We start from the raw sequence: 18,717 nt of genomic DNA, 5'->3' as shown, positions 1-18,717 counted from the left end.
TGTTGTTGGTTTCGACATATTGCTGCGCTCAGAAAGTCCTCGATTTCCGATCTTTTATATTTAAATTAAAAAATATTAAAGTCTGCGAATTTCTATTTTTAAAACTGATAGAAATAAGGTTGATTCGACATTCATTTTATTGAACTTGAGTTAATTAAAGCCGATGTTGAGAACTCTTCGTGAGAATGCCCTTAATAAAGTGGGCTAGGGTTTGCGCACGATTTTTGGGTTTTTACGAAGTGGGTAGCAGGTGCGGCATATTTCGCAAACCGTGCCGTTGCAGCCGCGTGCGCTGCAGTATTCACGGCCGTAATAAATAATTTGTAAGTGCAGCGCGTTCCATTGTTCCTTTGGGAATAAGCGCTTTAAATCCCTTTCAGTTTGAACGACATTTTTACCCTCGGTTAGTCCCCAGCGTTGGGCAAGCCGATGAATGTGGGTGTCGACGGGGAAGGCGGGTACGCCAAAGGCTTGCGACATGACCACGCTGGCGGTTTTGTGGCCGACGCCTGGTAGGGTTTCTAATGCCTCCATGTCTTGGGGTACGACGCCGTTATAGTCTTCTACTAACATTTCTGACAGCCGTTTTATGGCTTTCGATTTTTGCGGCGAAAGGCCACAGGGATGAATAATTTGACGAATATCGTCAACATCCTGTTTTGCCATGTCAGCGGGATTGTCCGCCAGTTCAAACAGCGCGGGCGTGACTTGGTTTACCCTTACATCGGTGCACTGGGCTGATAGCAGCACGGCGACTAAAAGTGTGTACGGATCTTTGTGATCCAGCGGAATGGGTTGTTCTGGGTACAGTTCTTGTAGTCTTTGGCTGATAAATGCGACACGATCTTTCTTTAGCATTGGCCGCTCGCTTTGAGACTTTCTACATACGCTTTTATTCGATGCGCCGCGTCTGCGCATTGGCGTGGTTCTGCTACAAGGGCCATACGAACGTAGTTTGCGCCGGGATTGAAGCCCTCGACTTCACGTGACAAATAGCTGCCAGGCAATACGGTGACGTGTTGTTGCTCAAACAAGCCACGGGCGAATTCGGTGTCGTCGATTGGTGTTTTGGCCCAGAGATAAAAAGACGCCGCAGGCCGTTGGACATCTAGGCAACCGTCTAAAATACCTAATACCTCATCAAATTTTTGTCGATACAGTTCGCGGTTGGCTTTGACATGTTCTTCGTCTTGCCATGCGGCGACACTGGCCAACTGATGTTGCACGGGCATCGCGCAGCCGTGATAGGTGCGGTATAGCAAGAAACTTTCAAGGATCTTCGCGTCGCCTGCGACAAAGCCTGAACGCAGGCCCGGCAGGTTTGATCGTTTTGATAAGCTATGAAAAACCACGCAGCGCTGGTAATCGTCGCGGCCGATATCAGCACAGGCTTGTAGTAAGCCTGTTGGTGGGTTGCTCTCATCAAAATAAAGTTCGGAGTAGCATTCGTCGCTGGCGATTACAAAATCGTATTTATCGGCGAGGGCAATGAGCTTTTGTAACTGCTCACTGCTCATGACCGCGCCACTCGGATTCCCCGGTGTGCAAATAAAAAGCAGCTGGCAGCGTTGCCACACATCCGCACTGACGGCGTCGAAATCTGGAATAAATCCACGCTCAGATCTACACGCTAAAAATTCGGGTTGGGCGCCTGCCAGTAGTGCTGCACCTTCATATATTTGGTAGAAGGGGTTGGGGCTGCATACCAAGGCGTCTGGGCCGGCGTTCACGACGGTTTGCGCGAAGGCAAATAGGGCTTCGCGGGTGCCGTTTACAGGTAGTATTTGAGTTTCTGGATTTAGTGATCTTAGGCCAAAGCGTTGACAAGCCCAGTTCGAGATCGCCTGCCGTAGCTCAGGAATGCCCTTGGTGGTGGGGTAGTTGCTTAATTTATCTAAGTTTTGGCTAATTGCAGCGCTGACAAACTCCGGCGATTTATGTTTTGGCTCACCAATGGACAGTGGGATATGTGCTATTGGCGGCGTGCTTACGCCGTCGAACAAGACTCGTAACTTTTCAAATGGATACGCTTGCAGTGCATTCAAATGTTGATTCATATGATTTTGCTATTTGCCTTTTCATCGAGTTCGCGGCAGATCGCCTGCTGAATTTCTTCACACAGTCTTGGATCGTCGATAGGGCGCTGGTTTTCGTCAGTAATGAAGAAGACGTCTTCTACCCTTTCGCCAAGGGTGGCGATTTTCGCGTTCTGGAGTTGTATATGATAGGTATTGAAAATACGCCCCAGACGCGCCAGTAGACCGGGACGATCTGGGGTAACTACTTCGAGAACCGTTTGCCCTTTGTTCAGATCGGTTGTCATGCTAGTTCTGGTGGGTGTGGAAAATAAGCGCATTTGCCGCGGCGTGCGACGGCTAACGGCAGAGAAACGCTCTGGGTGCTCAAGGTGTTCACGCAAATATTCAATGATCTGCGCAATGCGGCTTGGGTTGTCGCCAATGGATTCGCCGTCTGCGCCCAGAACGTAAAACGTATCTAGTGTGTAGCCAGTGCCGCTATTGTAAATACGGGCGTCTTGAATACTTAGGTCAAGTTGCTCCATCGCCTCAGCGAGCAGGGCGAAAAGTCCGACCCGTGCATGGGTGTGTACGAATATCTGACTGACCCCCGCGTGATCGAGCAGACCGCCTTCCTTTATTAATACGACAGTCGCATTTGCCTTCACCCGACTAGCAATGGCGCGGGTGTGCCAAACAATGTCGTCGATCTGTTCGCGAATAAAATAATCTTCGCCGGTATCTGCCCACAGTTCACGGATTTCTGCCTCAGTGAAGCCGTAGTCTTCGAGTTTTTCGATGGCACCGAATTGGGTTTCGGCAATCCACTCTTGTTTGTCGATAGGGTTTTCTAAACCGCGGCGCAGGGCGCGGCGGGTTTCCGCATAAAGTTGGCGCATCAAGGAGGCGCGCCACGATGTCCATAGCGTCGGGTTGGTGGCGTTGATGTCGGCTACTGTAAGGCAGAAGAGGTAGTCGAGATGCTGGATGTCGCCCATGGTGAGTGCAAAGTCACGAATAACCTCGGGGTCTTGGATGTCTTTGCGCTGGGAAACAGAGGACATCTCAAGGTGTTTTTCCACCAACCACGTGACTAAGTTGCCGTCGCGTTTATTGAGACCAACATGCTCGCAAAATTCACGCGCATCAACTGCGCCAAGGCTGGAGTGGTCACCGCCACGACCCTTGGCAATATCATGGAATAAGCCGGCTAAATACAATAGCTCTGGCTTGGGTAGACGTTGCATGATCCTGCAGGCCATAGGATAGGTTTCCACCATATTTGGGTAGCGGAAACGGCTGATGTTTTTAATGAGTTCCATCGTATGTGCATCGACGGAGTAAATATGAAACAGGTCGTGCTGCATTTGGCCGACAATGCCCGCGAACGCAGGAATAAATTTGTCAAGTACGCCAAAGCGGTTCATGCGGCGCAGATTGAGTGCCACGCGCTGCGGCGAGCGCAGTAACTCTAAAAAGTAGCGCTTATTTTTGGGGTCGGCCCGAAAACGATTGTCGATGAGGTGGTGAGATTTACGAATCAGGCGAATGGTGCTGGCGCGCACCCCATCAATGGCGTTATTGCTGGCCATTAGAACGAAAATTTCCATCAGCGCCGACGGGGTTTTGTTAAATACCTTGGCATTGCAGACTTCGATATGGCCATTGCGCACGCGGAAACGAGCATTTATTTCGAATACTGTTTCTGCTTCGCAGGCACGCAAAATTGTTTCGTCAAAATGCTGCATTAGCACGTCGTTGAGTTCACCTAGGTGCATCACCCAGCGATAGTACTGCTGCATAAACTGTTCGACCGCGAGTTTGCCGTCGCCGTCGGTAAAGCCAAATTGTTCAGCTAGGGTGCGTTGATGGTCGAAGAGCAGGCGGTCTTCTTCGCGTCCGGCAAGCAGGTGCAGCGCAAAACGCACCTTCCATAAGTAGTCTTGACCTTCTTTTAATGTCTTTAACTCTTCTTCGCTAAGAAACTGGCGTTCAACTAGCTCGTCTATGGACTGGGCGCCAAAGTGACGTTTGACTACCCAGCCAATCATTTGAATGTCGCGTAAGCCACCGGGCGAGCTTTTAACGTTGGGCTCTAGGTTGTACTCGGAGTTTGCGAATTTGCGGTGACGGAGTATTTGCTCGTCCCATTTGGCACGGAAAAAATCGCTGCTTGGCCAAATGTTTTCGGGCCCTACCCGTTTCATCAGTTCAGTGTGTAAGTCGTTGTTGCCCGCTAAGGTGCGCGATTCCATTAAATTGGTGGCAACGGTGATATCGTCTTCGGCGGTTTGACAGCACTCGTCGAGGGTGCGAACGCTGTGGCCAATTTCTAGGTTGATATCCCACAGTAGGGTGATTAGTTTTTCAATGTTGTCGCGGTAGTCATGGCTGTCGTTGCTAGTCAGAATCAAGAGGTCGATGTCTGAATAGGGTTGTAATTCACCTCGGCCATAGCCGCCTACGGCTATTAGGGCAATATCGTCGCCCCATTGATAGCTTTGCCAAATACCCTGCAATAACTCGTCGATTTGCTGGGATCGCATCGATACCAGCGTGCGAATGTCTTCCTTGGCCTCAAAGCGTTCTTTAAGGTTGCCAGCTAGGGTTTTAAGGTAGTTTTTGTAGGTCTTTATCGACTGACCGGGCTGCGCCAGCGCATGGATGTCCGGTAGTGCAGATTGACTCATTATAGCTCTCTATAGAAAGGTTCGTCGGGGCGTGCAGTCAGGACTTCGACACCGTCTGCGGTGACCGCCATAGTGTGTTCCCATTGTGCTGAAAGTCGGCGATCTTTGGTGGTAACAGTCCAGCCATCTTTAGTATTGAGTTTGGTTTGTTTCTTTCCCGCATTGATCATCGGTTCAATGGTGAATGTCATGCCTTCCTTTAAGACGAGATCGTTGCGGCGGTTATAGCCTTCGCCATAGTGAAGCACCTGCGGATCTTCGTGGAAGACAAGGCCAATGCCGTGTCCGCAGTACTCTTCGACAACACTGTAGTGTTTGCTGCGGGCGTGTTTGGCGATGATCGTACCGATATCGCTAAGTGTGCAACCAGGTTTAACTAGGGCGATTGCTTGGTACAGGCACTCTTGGGTAACTTCACACAAACGCTTGGCGTGATCTGGCACATTACCGATGTAATACATGCGGTTGGTGTCACCGTGCCAGCCATCTTTTATTACGGTGACATCAATATTTAGGATGTCGCCATCTTTGAGTATTTTTTTGTCAGAGGGAATGCCGTGACAAATCACCTCGTTCACCGAGGTGCAAATAGACTTGGGAAAGCCGTTGTAATTCAGCGGCGCGGGGATGGCGTTTTGCACGTTTACGATGTAGTCATGGCAAATCTGGTCTAACTCACCAGTACTGATCCCCGCTTTAACATGCGGAGTAATCATTTCTAGGACGTCGGCAGCGAGTCGGCCTGCGATACGCATCGCGGCAATCTGTTCAGGTGTTTTGATGCTTACATTCATAGGGTAGTACCGGAATCCGGCTTCGTCTCACGTTTCAAAGCCGTCTATTGTAAACCATCGCTTTATAGGTAGCGAAGACATGGCTGAATTTTAGCGTCAAAAGCTGTTTCTACTTTATGTGATTGAGGCACTGTGGTATAAATACGCGCCCCAATAATGGCTCGAGCTGTTATTGGATTAATGACGCGCAGGAATCGGCACGTAATCCCGGGTGCTTCAACGTGAGTTGGGGTTGGGTTATGGGATCTCTGCAAGTTTGTAACCCGATGTTTATTAAGGAAAAATCATGTCTCATGTAAGTATGCGTGAAATGCTGCAAGCCGGCGTTCACTTTGGTCACCAGACTCGTTACTGGAACCCCAAAATGGCTCCTTTCATTTTTGGTGCTCGTAACAAGATCCACATTATTAACCTCGAGCACACTGTTCCAGCAATGAACAATGCGCTGGATGCTATCGCCAAAATGGCAGCAAATAAGAATAAAATCCTATTTGTTGGTACTAAGCGTGCAGCAAGCAAGATTATTGGTGAGCAAGCAGCCCGTGCCGGTATGCCTTTTGTAAGCCACCGTTGGTTGGGCGGCATGCTCACTAACTACAAAACTATTCGTCAATCAGTACGTCGCCTGCGTGAGCTTGAAGCACAAAGCCTAGATGGTACTTTTGACAAGCTAACCAAGAAAGAGGCGCTGATGCGTCGCCGTGATATGGAGAAGCTTGAGCGCTCCATTGGCGGTATTAAAGATATGTCTGGTCTGCCAGATGCGTTGTTTGTCATCGACGTTGATCATGAGCGGATTGCTATTCAAGAAGCCAATAAGCTGGGTATTCCAGTGTTTGGTATTGTTGATACCAACAGCAACCCAGATGGCGTTGATTTTGTTATTCCAGGTAATGACGATGCAATTCGTGCGATTAAATTGTACGTCACTGCAGTTGCCGACGTTGCTATTAACGCGGCTGCTAACGACGTTGTTGCTAAAGACGAGTTTGTTGAAGTTGCACCAGAAGGCGAAAGCGCTGCCGAGTAATCTCGCCCGCTAAGCAGTCTGCGAAAGGGGGCACGGCCCCCTTTTTTTGGATATTGACCGAGCAGATAATCAATTTAGTATCTGATCTCACACTTGAGTTAATACACTTAAGTTAATCTAGAGGATTTTAGGATGGCTGTAACAGCATCAATGGTTAAAGAATTACGTGATCGTACCGGTCTTGGCATGATGGAGTGTAAAAAAGCACTCAACGATGCAAATGGCGATATCGATTTAGCGATTGAAGAAATGCGCAAGTCTAGCGGTATGAAGGCGGCTAAAAAAGCGGGCCGTACTGCAGCTGATGGCGTAGTTAGTACGAAAGTTGCTGATGATGGCAGCTACGGTGTTGTTGTTGAAGTTAACAGCGAAACTGATTTCGTGGCGCGTGATGCAGGTTTCCTCGCATTCGTAGCACAGGTTGTCGATAAAGCATTCGCCACCAAAGCAACTGACGTTGCTGAGCTGATGAACGGCGAACTAGAGTCTGCACGTGAAGCACTGGTTCAAAAAATTGGCGAGAATATCTCTGTACGTCGCTCTTTGGTTGTTAGTGCTGAGGATGGCGTAGTTGATAGCTATGTGCATTCTAATAACCGTATAGCGGTATTGGTTGCGCTAAAAGGCGGCGACGCAGAATTGGCTCGCGATGTTGCTATGCACGTTGCTGCGGTTAACCCCCGCGTAGCGAAATCTGCCGACATGCCTGACGAAGAAATCGTTAAAGAGCGTGAGATCTTCACTGCGCAAGCCGCTGAAAGCGGTAAGCCTGCAGAAATCATCGAAAAAATGATTGAAGGTCGTATTCGTAAGTTCCTGTCTGAGAACTCACTGGTTGATCAAGCGTTTGTTAAAGAGCCAGAACTTACTGTTGGCAAATTACTGAAAAACAGCAATGCTGACATTCAGTCTTTCATTCGTTTTGAAGTGGGTGAAGGTATTGAGAAAGAAGAAGTGGATTTTGCCGCCGAGGTGGCTGCTCAGCTGAAAGGCTAAGCCACTAAGTTAGCGGGGCCTGCGGGCCCCGCTTTACTATAGGCGATATGCAGGTGTCTTTAAAATATCGTGTAATGTGGTGAGGTAGGGTAATGTCTAGCCAAAGTCGGGATAAGAAATACAAGCGCATACTGCTTAAATTAAGTGGTGAAGCTTTGATGGGAGGCCTGGGGTTTGGTATCGATCCCAAAGTGCTAGACCGGATGGCGCTTGAAGTTGGTCAATTGGTTGGCATCGGTGTACAGGTTGGTTTAGTCGTGGGTGGCGGAAACTTATTCCGTGGCGCTGCTTTGCAAACGGCAGGTTTAGATCGTGTTACTGGCGACCATATGGGTATGTTGGCGACGGTGATGAATGCCTTGGCGCTTCGCGATGCACTTGAGCGCAGTAATATTAAATCTTCGGTGATGTCTGCTATTCCCATGAGTGGGGTGGTTGATCACTATGATCGTCGCAAGGCAATCCGTCTGTTATCACGTGGTGAAGTGGTTATTTTTGCTGCGGGCACAGGCAATCCGTTTTTTACAACCGACTCTGCAGCGTGTCTACGCGGTATTGAGGTTGATGCGGACCTGGTTTTGAAAGCCACTAAGGTAGACGGTGTTTACAGCGCAGATCCGATGCGCGACCCCGATGCTGTCAAATATGATTACCTTAGTTATGATGAAGTGCTAGATAAGAAGCTCGAGGTTATGGATTTGACTGCGATCTGTTTATGTCGCGACCATAATATGCCGTTGCGTGTGTTTGCAATGGAGCAGCAGGGAGCTTTGTTAAATATAGTGGTGGGTGGCGAAGAGGGAACTCTGGTTGGCGCCGCTGCAACACGAGAGGAGAAACGTCGTGATAAATGAGTTAAAGGAAGACGCTAAACAGCGTATGGCCAAGGCTATAGAGGCTTTAGGTAGTCATTTTAATAAGATTCGCACCGGTCGTGCACATCCCAGTTTACTGGATGGCTTGCGCGTGTCGTATTACGGTACTGATACGCCATTGTCTCAAGTGGCAAATATTGGTGTGGAAGATGCGCGTACATTGATTGTGACGCCGTGGGAAAAGAATATTGTTCCCGATGTCGAGAAAGCCATCATGAAGTCGGATCTAGGTCTAAACCCCAGCACCGCTGGCACGGTTATTCGTATTCCGATGCCGATGCTGACCGAAGAAACGCGGAAGGGTTATATAAAACAAGCTCGTCAAGAAGCGGAAAGCGCCCGGGTGTCTATCCGCAGTGCCCGTCGCGAAGTGTTGTCTGACGTGAAAGATTTATTAAAAGAGAAGGCAATCAGCGAAGACGAAGAGCGTCGCGCGCAGGATGATGTGCAAAAAATCACCGATCAGTTTATTGCTGAGGTTGATAAGGCACTGGTGGCGAAAGAAGCCGACCTGATGGAAATTTGAGCGGCGAGCTGAATTGTTTCAATGGCAGTAACAACGCGGGAATCCGCGCCTAAAAGTATTCCCCGTCATGTTGCCATCATTATGGATGGCAACAACCGTTGGGCGAAGCAGAATGGTTTAAAATCCTCCGCTGGTCATCGTGCCGGTGTAGAAGTTATACGTCCATTACTTAAGAAAACCCGCGAGCGGGGTGTCGAAATTGTCACCTTGTTTGCGTTTTCTAGTGAAAATTGGCAGCGCCCATCTCTCGAAGTCCAAGCCCTAATGCGGCTGTTTTCAAGCTATCTCGACAGCGAAACCAAGCAGTTACATGCCGATGGTGTGCGGATGCGTTTTATTGGTGAGCGCAGTCAGTTTTCGTCTGCCTTGCGTAAGCAAATGGATTATAGCGAGCAGTTAACTCGGTTTAATCGAGACACTCAGCTAGTTATCGCAGTCGATTACGGTGGTCAGTGGGATATCGTTAATGCGGCTAAGGTTATGGCTGAGAGAGTTAAAGCGGGCGAATTAACAACGGATGAGTTTAGTATTGAACTGTTTGACAGTCATGTCGCGCTCGCGGACGTTCCCAAGCCTGATCTGTGTATCCGCACAGCCGGTGAGCAGCGAATAAGTAATTTTTTACTTTGGCAATTAGCCTACAGCGAGTTGTATTTTACAGATTGTTTCTGGCCTGATTTTAACGATGAGCAACTCGATAAGGCTTTAGAAGCATACGCCAATCGAGACCGCCGGTTTGGTGGTCGCGAAGACAATAATAATTTAGAAACGCCGGAGTAGAGGTATCAGTTTATGCTAAAGCAGCGGGTCATCACCGCGGTGTTGATCGTAGGAGCACTGTTGGCCGCCCTGGCGTATTTGTCTATGCCGCTATTGTCCCTAGTGTTTGCCATTGTTGTTTTGTTGGCGGCTTGGGAATGGTCTGATTTAAGCGGCCTGTCAAGCAAGATTTCCCGGGTTGCCTACGTACTAGGTAGCGCCGTATTGATGGCCGCAGTGGCATGGAAAACAGCACTGTTTGATGCGGTGGTCCAAGCCGAGGTACAGGATGTTGTCATCGCCGCCGGACTTTGGTGGGCAATTGCATTGCTTTGGGTTAAGTCTTATCCCCTCAGTGCTGGCTTGTGGGGTTCGTGCTGGATGCGGGCCTTTATGGGCTTAATTGTATTGATTCCCGCTTGGTTGGCACTGTGCTATTTACGAAGTTTAGAGAGCGGCGTATGGCTCATATTACTAGTTATTGCGCTCGTTGCCTTCGCTGATATAGGTGCGTATTTTGTCGGGCGTGCTTTTGGTAACGCCAAGCTTGCGCCAGCGGTGAGTCCGGGTAAATCGTGGGCCGGATTTTGGGGCGGTTTAGGCACAAGCACTTTGTTGGCAGTGTGTTTGTGGTTTGGACTAAATAAAGTGTTGCCGGGCGCGATTCCTATAGGTTTATTGCCGCTGCTTTGCTTAGTAACGGTTACGGTGTTGGCCTCTGTATTGGGCGATTTGTTGGAAAGTATGGTTAAGCGCCATCGCGGTATTAAAGATAGTGGTCATTTATTGCCTGGCCATGGCGGCATTATGGATCGCATAGACAGTATCACCGCTGCGGCGCCGGTGTTTGCCTTAGGAATGATGGCTACGGGATGGGTGTAATGCAGACAGTCACTGTATTAGGGTCTACCGGCTCTATTGGTGTCAGTACCCTAGATGTTCTCGCTCGTCATCCAGAACGCTATGCTGTTTATGCCTTAACAGCAAATCGCAGCTTAGACGCACTTTTTGAGCAAGTTAAAGTATTTTCCCCGCGCTATGCCGTGCTCGCTGATGAATCATTGGCCGTGGAGTTTGCTGGCAAACTTGCGAAAGAAGGTATTGGTACGCAAGTGCTCAGTGGCGAAGCCGGATTGTGTGCAGTGGCGCGCGAGGCCGATGTCACCATGGCGGCTATTGTGGGCGCTGCAGGTTTACTGCCAACGATGTCCGCTGTCGAGGCGGGTAAGAAAGTGCTGCTAGCCAATAAAGAAGCCTTAGTTATGGCTGGGCCGTTATTTATGGATGCGGTTGCACGTTATGGTGCGACATTGCTTCCGATAGATAGCGAACACAATGCGATCTTCCAGTGCCTTCCAATTCAAAATTCTTCTAGCGCCGAGCAAGAGCGTCCGTTTTCTAAGGGTGTTCAGCGTATTTTATTGACGGGGTCTGGTGGGCCATTTCGAACGACGCCGTTGGCTGATTTAGTTGGCGTCACTCCAGATCAAGCCTGCGCGCATCCTAATTGGTCAATGGGACGAAAAATATCCGTCGATTCGGCGACTATGATGAATAAGGGGCTGGAGCTAATCGAGGCGTGTTGGTTATTTCACACAGATGCCTCAAATATCGATATTATTGTTCATCCTCAGAGTGTTATTCATTCTATGGTTGAGTATATTGACGGCTCTATTTTGGCGCAGCTTGGAAATCCCGATATGCGCACACCCATAGCTCATGCTTTGGCGTGGCCGGAGCGCATTGTGTCTGGCGTGGGAAGTTTAGATATTATTGCGCAGGCGCGGTTAGATTTTGAAGCCCCTGATGAGCAGCGCTTTCCGTGTTTAAGGCTGGCCAGAGAGGCTGCAGCACGCGGCGGTACAGCGCCCGCGGTATTAAATGCGGCAAATGAAGTTGCCGTTGAAGCTTTTCTCAGTGGTCGGTTGAATTTTGTTAGTATTGCGACGGTCATAGAGCAAGTTATGGCAAAGGTAAAAATTGTTGAACCGCTGACACTCGCGGATGTCCAACAAGCGGACAGTGATTCTCGGGTTTGCGCGATAGAGATAATTACAGCGAAAACATCGGCTTAGCCGAAAATAGACACTTCTAGGTGATAACAATAAATGTGATCACTTAGCGTATAGGGCGAAAAACGTGCTAGATATTTTGCAAACTATTTTAGTGACATTGCTAACCCTGGCCATTTTAGTTGCGGTGCATGAATTCGGCCATTTCTGGGTTGCACGACGCTGTGGCGTAAAGGTTTTGCGCTTCTCTATTGGTTTTGGCAAGCCATTACTGTCTTGGTCTGATCGGAGCGGCACAGAATATGTTGTGGCGGGAATTCCTCTCGGCGGCTACGTAAAAATGTTAGATGAGCGCGAAGGGCCGGTGCCAGATGAATTGCTGGATCAGACATTCAATCGCGCTTCACCACGTTCTCGAATTGCTATTGCTGCCGCTGGGCCGATGGCAAATTTTATTCTGGCGATATTTGTATATTGGCTAGTGTTTCTTAACGGCGTTAGCGGCGTCGCACCAATTGTGGCAAAGGTTGATGCAGGTTCTCTAGCGGAGCGAGCAGGAATCATTGCGGGGCAAGAGTTTTTGTCAGTTGATGGCGAAAGCACGCCGACATGGGAAGCGTTGCAGCTACAGCTACTGAATCGTATTGGCGAAGACGGCGAAGTCCATTTTACTATGCGCTCAGCGGACTCTGACGTAGTGACTGAACGTTCGGTGATATTGACGGATTGGATGCACGACATAGAAGAGCCCAATCCCGTTCGAGAACTAGGTGTTACGTTATTTGTACCCGAAGTGGTCCCGAAAATTGAAAGTGTTATGCCTGAAAGCCCCGCCGAGCGTTCCGGAATGCTAGCGGGAGATCTGGTGGTCGAGGCCGATGGCCAATCAGTAGCGTCGTGGCAGGAGTGGGTTGAACTGGTTAGAAATAAGCCTGAGTCGCCGGTTTCTGTTGTTGTTGAGCGCGATGGGCAGCCAGTGGCATTAACGATTACACCCGAGCGTAAGCTTGATGAAGAATCCCATGCCTACGGTTATGTAGGGGTTGGCGTTGCGATGCCATCGTGGCCAGAGGAGATGCAGCGAACTATGCAGTATGGTGTTGCTTCTGCGGCGGTCGCAGCGGTTGACAAAACATGGAAAATGAGTGCGTTTACCTTATCTTCAATAAAAAAGATGTTGATGGGGCTGTTGTCGCCGAAAAACTTGAGTGGGCCGATAACCATTGCTAAAGTGGCGAGCTCTTCAGTGCAGTACGGATTTTTTTCTTGGCTGACCTTTTTAGCATTGCTGAGTATCAGTCTTGCGGTATTGAACTTATTGCCGGTTCCCGTGTTAGATGGCGGACACATTGCCTACGCTCTAATTGAGTGGTTGACAGGCAAGCCGGTGGGAGAGCAGGTGCAGGTCTGGGCTAATCAGCTGGGCTTGGTGCTAGTAGTATTTGTGATGGTTTTTGCTTTATATAACGATGTGTTGCGCCTTTAGTCTCTAAGATAATGCAATGCTTTTAATCTTACACAGTGGCAACGTCTTTTTTTATCAGGCGTCGGCCCAGAGCCTTGGTTTTTAGCTGTTGATGAAACGCTTTTTAGCTCTTAGTTTTTTCCTGTGGTCAGCGAGCACAATCGCTGTTGCCCAAAATTCACTGCCGATCTCAGATATCCGCGTAGAGGGCTTACAGCGTATATCGTCTGAAACAGTGTTTTCCGCACTGCCGATCAGTATAGGGGATCGAATCTCTAGCCGTTCGGCGGCGAATGCCTCGAGAGCCTTGTTTGGAACCGGGAATTTTGACGACATTCAAGTAGGTATGGATGGCGATGTATTGGTGGTACGCGTAGTTGAGCGTCCAGCAATTAGCGCAATTAATCTTGAAGGTAATAAGGCCTTAGCGACAGAAGCCTTGCTTGACGGATTGAAAAATGCGGGCCTTGCGGAAGGCCAGGTATTTAAGCGCTCGACGCTAGATGGAATGAAAATGGAGTTGACTCGGCAGTATGTGTCGCAGGGTCGCTACGACGCGAGCATTGAGACCGATGTTGTCGCTGAGCCGCGTAACCGTGTGTCGATCAGCATCAATATTGATGAGGGCAGTAATGCCACTATTGAGCACATTAATATCGTCGGCAATACAGTTTACGACGACGAGACCCTCCTTGATTTGTTTGAACTAAAATCCGGTGGCTTGTTTTCCTTCTTTAGTAGCAGTAATAAGTACTCTAGAGAAAAGCTGAAGGGTGATCTTGAAAAGTTAAATTCTTATTATTTAGATCGTGGTTACTTATTATTTAACGCCGATTCTGTGCAAGTCGCTATCAGTCCAAATCGTCAATCTGTTTATATCACTGTGAACGTGATTGAGGGCGATAAATACACCGTGAGTGGTGCTGAACTGTCCGGCGACCTCGTATTGCCAGAAGACGATTTAAAACGCTTTGTACTTGTGCAAAAAGGCCAAGTATTCTCGCAAGCTTTGGTTACCAGCACCGAAGAATTTATTACTAAACGTCTCGGCAATGAAGGTTACAACTTTGCCAAAGTTCGCGGTATTCCAGATCGTAATGAAGAAGATAAAACGGTAGATATAAAATTCTTTATTGATCCGGGTAAGCGAACCTATGTTCGGCGTATTGATTTTGAAGGGAATGCGAGAACGGCTGACGAAGTATTGCGTCGTGAAATGCGCCAAATTGAAAGCGCGCCTGCATCGGCCGATAAAATAGAGTTGTCTCGAATTCGTTTGGAGCGCCTTGGATATTTCAAAGAAGCGAAGGTGGATACGCTAGAAGTACCCGGCACCGACGATTTAATTGATCTACGTTATAAAGTAGAAGAGCAAAGCTCCGGTAGTTTGGGCGCCAGTGTCGGTTTCTCGCAAGATAGTGGTCTGTTGTTAAGCGCCAATATTCAGCAAAACAACTTCTTTGGTAGCGGTAAACAGGTCGGCTTTGGTGTGTCTCGCAGTGATTTTGCGACTAGTGCTAATTTCAGTTACCTAGACCCCTATTTTACTGAAGACGGTGTGAGTCGTGGTTTTTCTTTGTTCTATCGCACCACCGATTTTGAAGAAATTAACGTGGCTAGCTATACCTCTGACACCTATGGCACCAGCGTTAATTTTGGCTACCCGATTTCGGAAACTGAGCGCCTTGGTTTTGATCTTGGCTTTAACCGCACCTCTATTGATGCTGGTATAAGTGCAGTAAAAGAGATTAAGAGTAGCCCGCGGATTTTAGACGCTATCGATAATTATTTTGTAAGCCAACTTGACCCAACGACAGGTACTTATAATGTCGCGGAAGTATTGGAAAATATTAGCAATCTTCCTGCGGGCGCCTTGGTAGATAGTGGAGAACCCGGTTTCCTAGACAAGTACGGTGAAGAGTTTGATAACTTTACTGCTGGTATTTCTTGGCGTCAATCGACGTTGAATCGCGGCCTATTGGCAACCCGTGGTGCCTCTCAATCGTTATCTTTTGAAGTTGCCGTGCCTGGATCAGACCTTGAGTACTTTAAATTAGGTTACGAAGGGCAGATTTACGTTCCCGTTACGAATAGCTTTACGCTAAGATTTAGGACTCAATTAGGCTATGGCGATGGTTATGGTGAGCTTGATAACCTGCCTTTCTACGAGAACTTTTATGCAGGTGGTTTCGGTTCTGTTCGAGGCTATAAAAGTAATACTCTAGGTCCCCGCAGTTCTCGAGCAGATATATACCGGATAAGTCAGGCCGCTACCGCAATTGATTCATCGGGTAACGCACTGGCGCTATCAGCGCAGGGTGCATATGTAATTGACCCTGCGACTGGTTTGTTATTGGTAGATCGCGCTAATACTTTTAGTCGTGATCCCGATCCTTTCGGCGGCAATGTATTGGTGGAAGGTAGTATGGAGCTTTTATTCCCGCTACCTTTTGTTAAAGATCAGCGCTCCGTGCGCAGCGGCTTCTTTGTCGATGCAGGTAATGTGTTTAGTACCCAGTGTGGCGCTACCCAGGTTAACTGTTCGACCCCTGACTTATCCGGTTTGCGTTTGTCTGCAGGGGTTGGCGTCACGTGGATTACCGGCTTTGGTCCGCTCACGTTTAGTTTGGGCCGAGCACTGAATCCGGAAAAAGTTGATGAAACTGAGATATTCCAGTTCTCATTGGGACGCAGTTTTTAAGTTGTAGTTTAAAAATTTATTGAGTAACACAATAATCATCATCAGGAGTTGAATATGAAGTTTTCTAAATTGATCGCGGCGGCAGTAATGGTGTTGTGGGCATGTGGCGCTGTGGCTGAAGGCCGCATTGCCGTGTTTGACGTCGAGGCAGCAGTACTGAATACCGACGTGGCCAAAAAGCGCTTAACTGCCATGCGTAATCAATCGGAATACAAGAAAAACGTTTCTGAACTAGAAACCTTGAAGAAAAACTATGACAAGCAGGTTGAGCAATTCCAGCGTGATTTTGACATCCTTAGCGCTGAGCAACGTCAAGCGACTAAAAATAAAATTGATACGGCGCGGACAGACGGCGAGCATCTTGCGCGTAAAATAGAAGCAGCTAATCAACAAGAAGCCCAATCTATACTTCAAGAACTTGGTCCTAAACTACAGAAAATTTTGCCAGACCTGATCAAGGCAGAAAACATTGGTTTACTGTTACCACGTAAGCAGGTTCTTCATGCCGACGCTAGTTTTGATATCACCGCTAAAGTCGCCGACAAGTTGAATCAAGCGAAATAATGTCCGGGCAAAAAACCTTCAGCCTTGCTGATGTTGCGGCTGCCTTGGAACTTGAATTCCGCGGGCAGCCCGATACCATTCTTAGAGGAATCGCCCCGCTGGGGACGGCAGGGCCAGAGTATTTAAGCTTTTTGTCGAATTCCAAATTTAAATCTCAGCTTGAAAGCACCTTAGCCGGCGCTGTAATTCTTCACCCTAAGTTTGCGACAGATTTTGCCGGCAATTGCTTATTGTCGGTGGATCCTTATTTAATGTACGCCCGCGCGAGTGCCTTATTTGATCCGTTTATCAAGCCACGCTCAGGGGTGCATCCAAGCGCAGTTGTCGTTGCTGAAGATATCCATGACTCGGTGTCGATTGCAGCGAATTGCGTTATTGATGAGGATGTACACATAGGGGAAGGGACGGTTATTGCTCCGGGTGTGGTTATTGGTCGCGGTAGTCGCATTGGTAAGTATTGTTATATCCATGCCAACGTTACGATTTACCACGGGGTTAGTATTGGCGATGAGAGCGTGGTTCATTCCGGTGTTGTCATTGGCGGTGACGGCTTTGGATTCGCCCCAGGGCCGCATGGATGGGAGAAAATTCATCAATTGGGCGGTGTGCAAATAGGCTCCCGAGTCGAGATTGGGGCCAACTCCTGTATCGATCGCGGTGCGCTCGAAAACACTGTGATTGGTGACAATGTTATTTTAGACGACCAAACAATGATTGCTCACAATGTTGTGGTTGGTGATGGCACCGCAATGGCAGGTTGTTGCCAAGTGGCGGGAAGCGCTGTTATTGGTAAAAATTGTACTCTGGCGGGTAACGTTGGAGTAGTGGGGCATATTACAATTGCGGACAATGTGCATATCACTGCACGCTGTATGGTGAGTAAGTCAATTTTACAGTCGGGTTCATACTCTGGCACTTTCGGTGTCACTGAATCTGCTGAGTGGCGCAAAAATGCGGCGCGCTTTAGTAAGCTCGATGAGCTATATCGACGAGTGGCGTTTCTAGAAAAGCAATTTAAGATGAAAGATGAGGGTGAAGGCTGAGTTATGCTAATGGACATTAACGAAATTAAGGAATATTTGCCCCAACGCTACCCGTTTTTATTGGTTGATCGCGTGTTGGAATTAACCCTAGGTGAGTCCATCGTTGCCGTTAAAAACGTAACAGGAAACGAAAATCATTTTAACGGGCACTTCCCCGATCTTCCGATCATGCCGGGTGTGTTGATTATCGAAGCAATGGCGCAAGCGGCGGGTATATTGGGTTTTAAAACCTTGGGCAAAAAACCCTCTGAAGGGTCGATTTATATGTTTGCCGGGGTGGATCGCGCGCGGTTCAAGCGTCAAGTTGTACCCGGTGACCAACTAATATTAAAAGCTCAGTATGTCTCAGACAAAAAGGGATTGTGGAAATTTGAGTGCCAAGCCTATGTTGACGACAAGTTGGCAGCCTCTGCAACAATTCTGTGTATTGATCGGCAGCGGCCATAGTGACTGATAATATCCATCCCTCGGCAATTATTGATCCCCGTGCGATTATAGATCCCAGTGCGAAGATAGGTGCCGATGTAAAAATTGGTCCTTGGACTATGGTTGGCGCGGATGTTGAAATCGGAGAAGGTTCTGATATTCGCTCCCATGTTGTTCTGATGGGACCAACAAAAATAGGTAAAAATAATCGTATCTACCAGTTTTCGACGGTGGGTGACGATACCCCTGATTTAAAGTATAAAGGCGAGCCGACCGAGCTAATTATTGGTGACGATAATGTGATTCGTGAAGGCGTGACTATTCATCGCGGCACGATTCAAGATCGCGGAAAAACTATCATCGGCAATAAAAATTTGCTGATGGCATACGTTCATGTCGGTCATGATTCCGTTATCGGTAGCAACTGCATACTAGTGAATAATGCGGCCTTGGCTGGCCACGTCGTGGTAGGCGACTGGGCAATTCTCAGTGGTTTTACGCTGGTACACCAGTTTTGCCACATTGGCGCGCATAGTTTTGCAGGTTTCGGTTGCGGGATTAGTAAAGATGTACCTGCTTATGTCACGGTGAGTGGGACGCCCGCTGAGGCAAAAACCATTAATAGCGAAGGTTTAAAGCGTCGTGGTTTTTCTGCCGAGAGCATCGCGGCTATTCGTCGTGCCTATAAAATTATATATCGCCAGAACAATACGGTTGATGAGGCCTTAGCTGTCTTAGTACCTATTGCGGCGGAGTTTCCCGAAGTTCAATTATTAATTGATTCACTGACACAATCTCAACGCGGTATTGTGCGTTAA

Annotated in this window: 17 protein-coding genes; 13 read left to right on the top strand and 4 right to left on the bottom strand. The window is 48.3% G+C overall.

The annotated features are described in order from the left end of the window. Positions 1-204: 204 nt before the first annotated feature. The 4 genes from nth to map are packed head-to-tail and all read right to left on the bottom strand — an operon-like array spanning position 205 to position 5,502. Positions 205-858 carry an endonuclease III gene (gene nth, locus O9X78_RS02480; RefSeq protein ID WP_269618026.1) on the bottom strand — a complete coding sequence of 218 codons (654 nt, stop codon included), beginning with the start codon at positions 856-858 and terminating at the stop codon, positions 205-207. Continuing rightward, positions 852-2,057 carry a succinyldiaminopimelate transaminase gene (gene dapC / locus O9X78_RS02475; RefSeq protein WP_269618025.1) on the bottom strand — a complete coding sequence of 402 codons (1,206 nt, stop codon included), beginning with the start codon at positions 2,055-2,057 and terminating at the stop codon, positions 852-854. Before dapC ends, nth begins: the two co-directional genes overlap by 7 nt. Beyond that, complete coding sequence (locus tag O9X78_RS02470; RefSeq protein WP_269618024.1) at positions 2,054-4,708, bottom strand: [protein-PII] uridylyltransferase; 2,655 nt, start codon at positions 4,706-4,708, stop codon at positions 2,054-2,056. Before O9X78_RS02470 ends, dapC begins: the two co-directional genes overlap by 4 nt. Continuing rightward, positions 4,708-5,502, bottom strand: a complete 795-nt coding sequence (gene map / locus O9X78_RS02465) for a type I methionyl aminopeptidase (protein WP_269618023.1) — start codon at positions 5,500-5,502, stop codon at positions 4,708-4,710. The genes O9X78_RS02470 and map overlap by 1 nt, the downstream gene beginning before the upstream one ends. Before the next feature lie 286 nt (positions 5,503-5,788). Here map and rpsB point away from each other — a divergent pair, with 286 nt between their 5' ends. The 13 genes from rpsB to lpxA all read left to right on the top strand — a co-directional run bounded on the left by rpsB (position 5,789) and on the right by lpxA (position 18,717). Further along, positions 5,789-6,532 carry a 30S ribosomal protein S2 gene (rpsB, locus tag O9X78_RS02460; RefSeq protein WP_269618022.1) on the top strand — a complete coding sequence of 248 codons (744 nt, stop codon included), beginning with the start codon at positions 5,789-5,791 and terminating at the stop codon, positions 6,530-6,532. A 132-nt stretch (positions 6,533-6,664) separates the two neighbouring features. Next, a complete protein-coding gene (gene tsf / locus O9X78_RS02455; RefSeq protein ID WP_269618021.1) occupies positions 6,665-7,528 on the top strand; it encodes a translation elongation factor Ts in 864 nt (287 codons plus the stop codon). A gap of 92 nt (positions 7,529-7,620) precedes the next feature. Further along, a complete protein-coding gene (gene pyrH / locus O9X78_RS02450) occupies positions 7,621-8,382 on the top strand; it encodes a UMP kinase (protein WP_219044862.1) in 762 nt (253 codons plus the stop codon). Beyond that, positions 8,372-8,929, top strand: coding sequence for a ribosome recycling factor (frr, locus tag O9X78_RS02445; protein ID WP_269618020.1), 558 nt, complete (start codon positions 8,372-8,374; stop codon positions 8,927-8,929). The genes pyrH and frr overlap by 11 nt, the downstream gene beginning before the upstream one ends. Positions 8,930-8,950: 21 nt before the next feature. Next, positions 8,951-9,709, top strand: coding sequence for a polyprenyl diphosphate synthase (uppS, locus tag O9X78_RS02440; RefSeq protein WP_269618019.1), 759 nt, complete (start codon positions 8,951-8,953; stop codon positions 9,707-9,709). A 12-nt stretch (positions 9,710-9,721) separates the two neighbouring features. Further along, on the top strand, positions 9,722-10,570 hold the full coding sequence (locus O9X78_RS02435) for a phosphatidate cytidylyltransferase (RefSeq protein ID WP_269618018.1): 849 nt from the start codon (positions 9,722-9,724) through the stop codon (positions 10,568-10,570). Further along, positions 10,570-11,763, top strand: a complete 1,194-nt coding sequence (ispC, locus tag O9X78_RS02430; protein WP_269618017.1) for a 1-deoxy-D-xylulose-5-phosphate reductoisomerase — start codon at positions 10,570-10,572, stop codon at positions 11,761-11,763. Before O9X78_RS02435 ends, ispC begins: the two co-directional genes overlap by 1 nt. A 64-nt stretch (positions 11,764-11,827) precedes the next feature. Then, positions 11,828-13,186 carry a sigma E protease regulator RseP gene (gene rseP / locus O9X78_RS02425; protein ID WP_269618016.1) on the top strand — a complete coding sequence of 453 codons (1,359 nt, stop codon included), beginning with the start codon at positions 11,828-11,830 and terminating at the stop codon, positions 13,184-13,186. Positions 13,187-13,277: 91 nt separating this feature from the next. Further along, positions 13,278-15,866, top strand: coding sequence for an outer membrane protein assembly factor BamA (gene bamA / locus O9X78_RS02420; protein WP_269618015.1), 2,589 nt, complete (start codon positions 13,278-13,280; stop codon positions 15,864-15,866). A 54-nt stretch (positions 15,867-15,920) separates the two neighbouring features. After that, complete coding sequence (locus O9X78_RS02415) at positions 15,921-16,430, top strand: OmpH/Skp family outer membrane protein (RefSeq protein WP_269618014.1); 510 nt, start codon at positions 15,921-15,923, stop codon at positions 16,428-16,430. Then, complete coding sequence (gene lpxD, locus O9X78_RS02410) at positions 16,430-17,473, top strand: UDP-3-O-(3-hydroxymyristoyl)glucosamine N-acyltransferase (RefSeq protein WP_269618013.1); 1,044 nt, start codon at positions 16,430-16,432, stop codon at positions 17,471-17,473. Before O9X78_RS02415 ends, lpxD begins: the two co-directional genes overlap by 1 nt. A gap of 3 nt (positions 17,474-17,476) precedes the next feature. Beyond that, positions 17,477-17,920: a 3-hydroxyacyl-ACP dehydratase FabZ gene (gene fabZ / locus O9X78_RS02405; protein ID WP_269618012.1), complete on the top strand. Its 444-nt coding sequence runs from the start codon at positions 17,477-17,479 to the stop codon at positions 17,918-17,920. 26 nt (positions 17,921-17,946) lie between these two features. After that, positions 17,947-18,717, top strand: a complete 771-nt coding sequence (gene lpxA / locus O9X78_RS02400) for an acyl-ACP--UDP-N-acetylglucosamine O-acyltransferase (RefSeq protein ID WP_435056041.1) — start codon at positions 17,947-17,949, stop codon at positions 18,715-18,717.

The organism is Zhongshania aquatica (assembly GCF_027257955.1).
GTDB lineage: Bacteria > Pseudomonadota > Gammaproteobacteria > Pseudomonadales > Spongiibacteraceae > Spongiibacter > Spongiibacter aquatica.
The sequence above is the reverse complement of the archived record's forward strand: the minus strand, read 5'-3'. Positions and strand labels throughout refer to the sequence as shown.

What these genes read in the sequence shown, in the direction of transcription:
- O9X78_RS02435 (WP_269618018.1), top strand. Translation starts at nt 9,722, where the DNA reads ATGCTAAAGCAGCGGGTCATCACCGCGGTGTTGATCGTAGGAGCACTG.
- bamA (WP_269618015.1), top strand. Translation starts at nt 13,278, where the DNA reads ATGAAACGCTTTTTAGCTCTTAGTTTTTTCCTGTGGTCAGCGAGCACA.
- O9X78_RS02415 (WP_269618014.1), top strand. Translation starts at nt 15,921, where the DNA reads ATGAAGTTTTCTAAATTGATCGCGGCGGCAGTAATGGTGTTGTGGGCA.
- pyrH (WP_219044862.1), top strand. Translation starts at nt 7,621, where the DNA reads ATGTCTAGCCAAAGTCGGGATAAGAAATACAAGCGCATACTGCTTAAA.
- dapC (WP_269618025.1), bottom strand. Translation starts at nt 2,057, where the DNA reads ATGAATCAACATTTGAATGCACTGCAAGCGTATCCATTTGAAAAGTTA.
- uppS (WP_269618019.1), top strand. Translation starts at nt 8,951, where the DNA reads ATGGCAGTAACAACGCGGGAATCCGCGCCTAAAAGTATTCCCCGTCAT.
- fabZ (WP_269618012.1), top strand. Translation starts at nt 17,477, where the DNA reads ATGCTAATGGACATTAACGAAATTAAGGAATATTTGCCCCAACGCTAC.
- tsf (WP_269618021.1), top strand. Translation starts at nt 6,665, where the DNA reads ATGGCTGTAACAGCATCAATGGTTAAAGAATTACGTGATCGTACCGGT.
- nth (WP_269618026.1), bottom strand. Translation starts at nt 858, where the DNA reads ATGCTAAAGAAAGATCGTGTCGCATTTATCAGCCAAAGACTACAAGAA.
- rpsB (WP_269618022.1), top strand. Translation starts at nt 5,789, where the DNA reads ATGTCTCATGTAAGTATGCGTGAAATGCTGCAAGCCGGCGTTCACTTT.
- ispC (WP_269618017.1), top strand. Translation starts at nt 10,570, where the DNA reads ATGCAGACAGTCACTGTATTAGGGTCTACCGGCTCTATTGGTGTCAGT.
- O9X78_RS02470 (WP_269618024.1), bottom strand. Translation starts at nt 4,708, where the DNA reads ATGAGTCAATCTGCACTACCGGACATCCATGCGCTGGCGCAGCCCGGT.
- map (WP_269618023.1), bottom strand. Translation starts at nt 5,502, where the DNA reads ATGAATGTAAGCATCAAAACACCTGAACAGATTGCCGCGATGCGTATC.
- lpxD (WP_269618013.1), top strand. Translation starts at nt 16,430, where the DNA reads ATGTCCGGGCAAAAAACCTTCAGCCTTGCTGATGTTGCGGCTGCCTTG.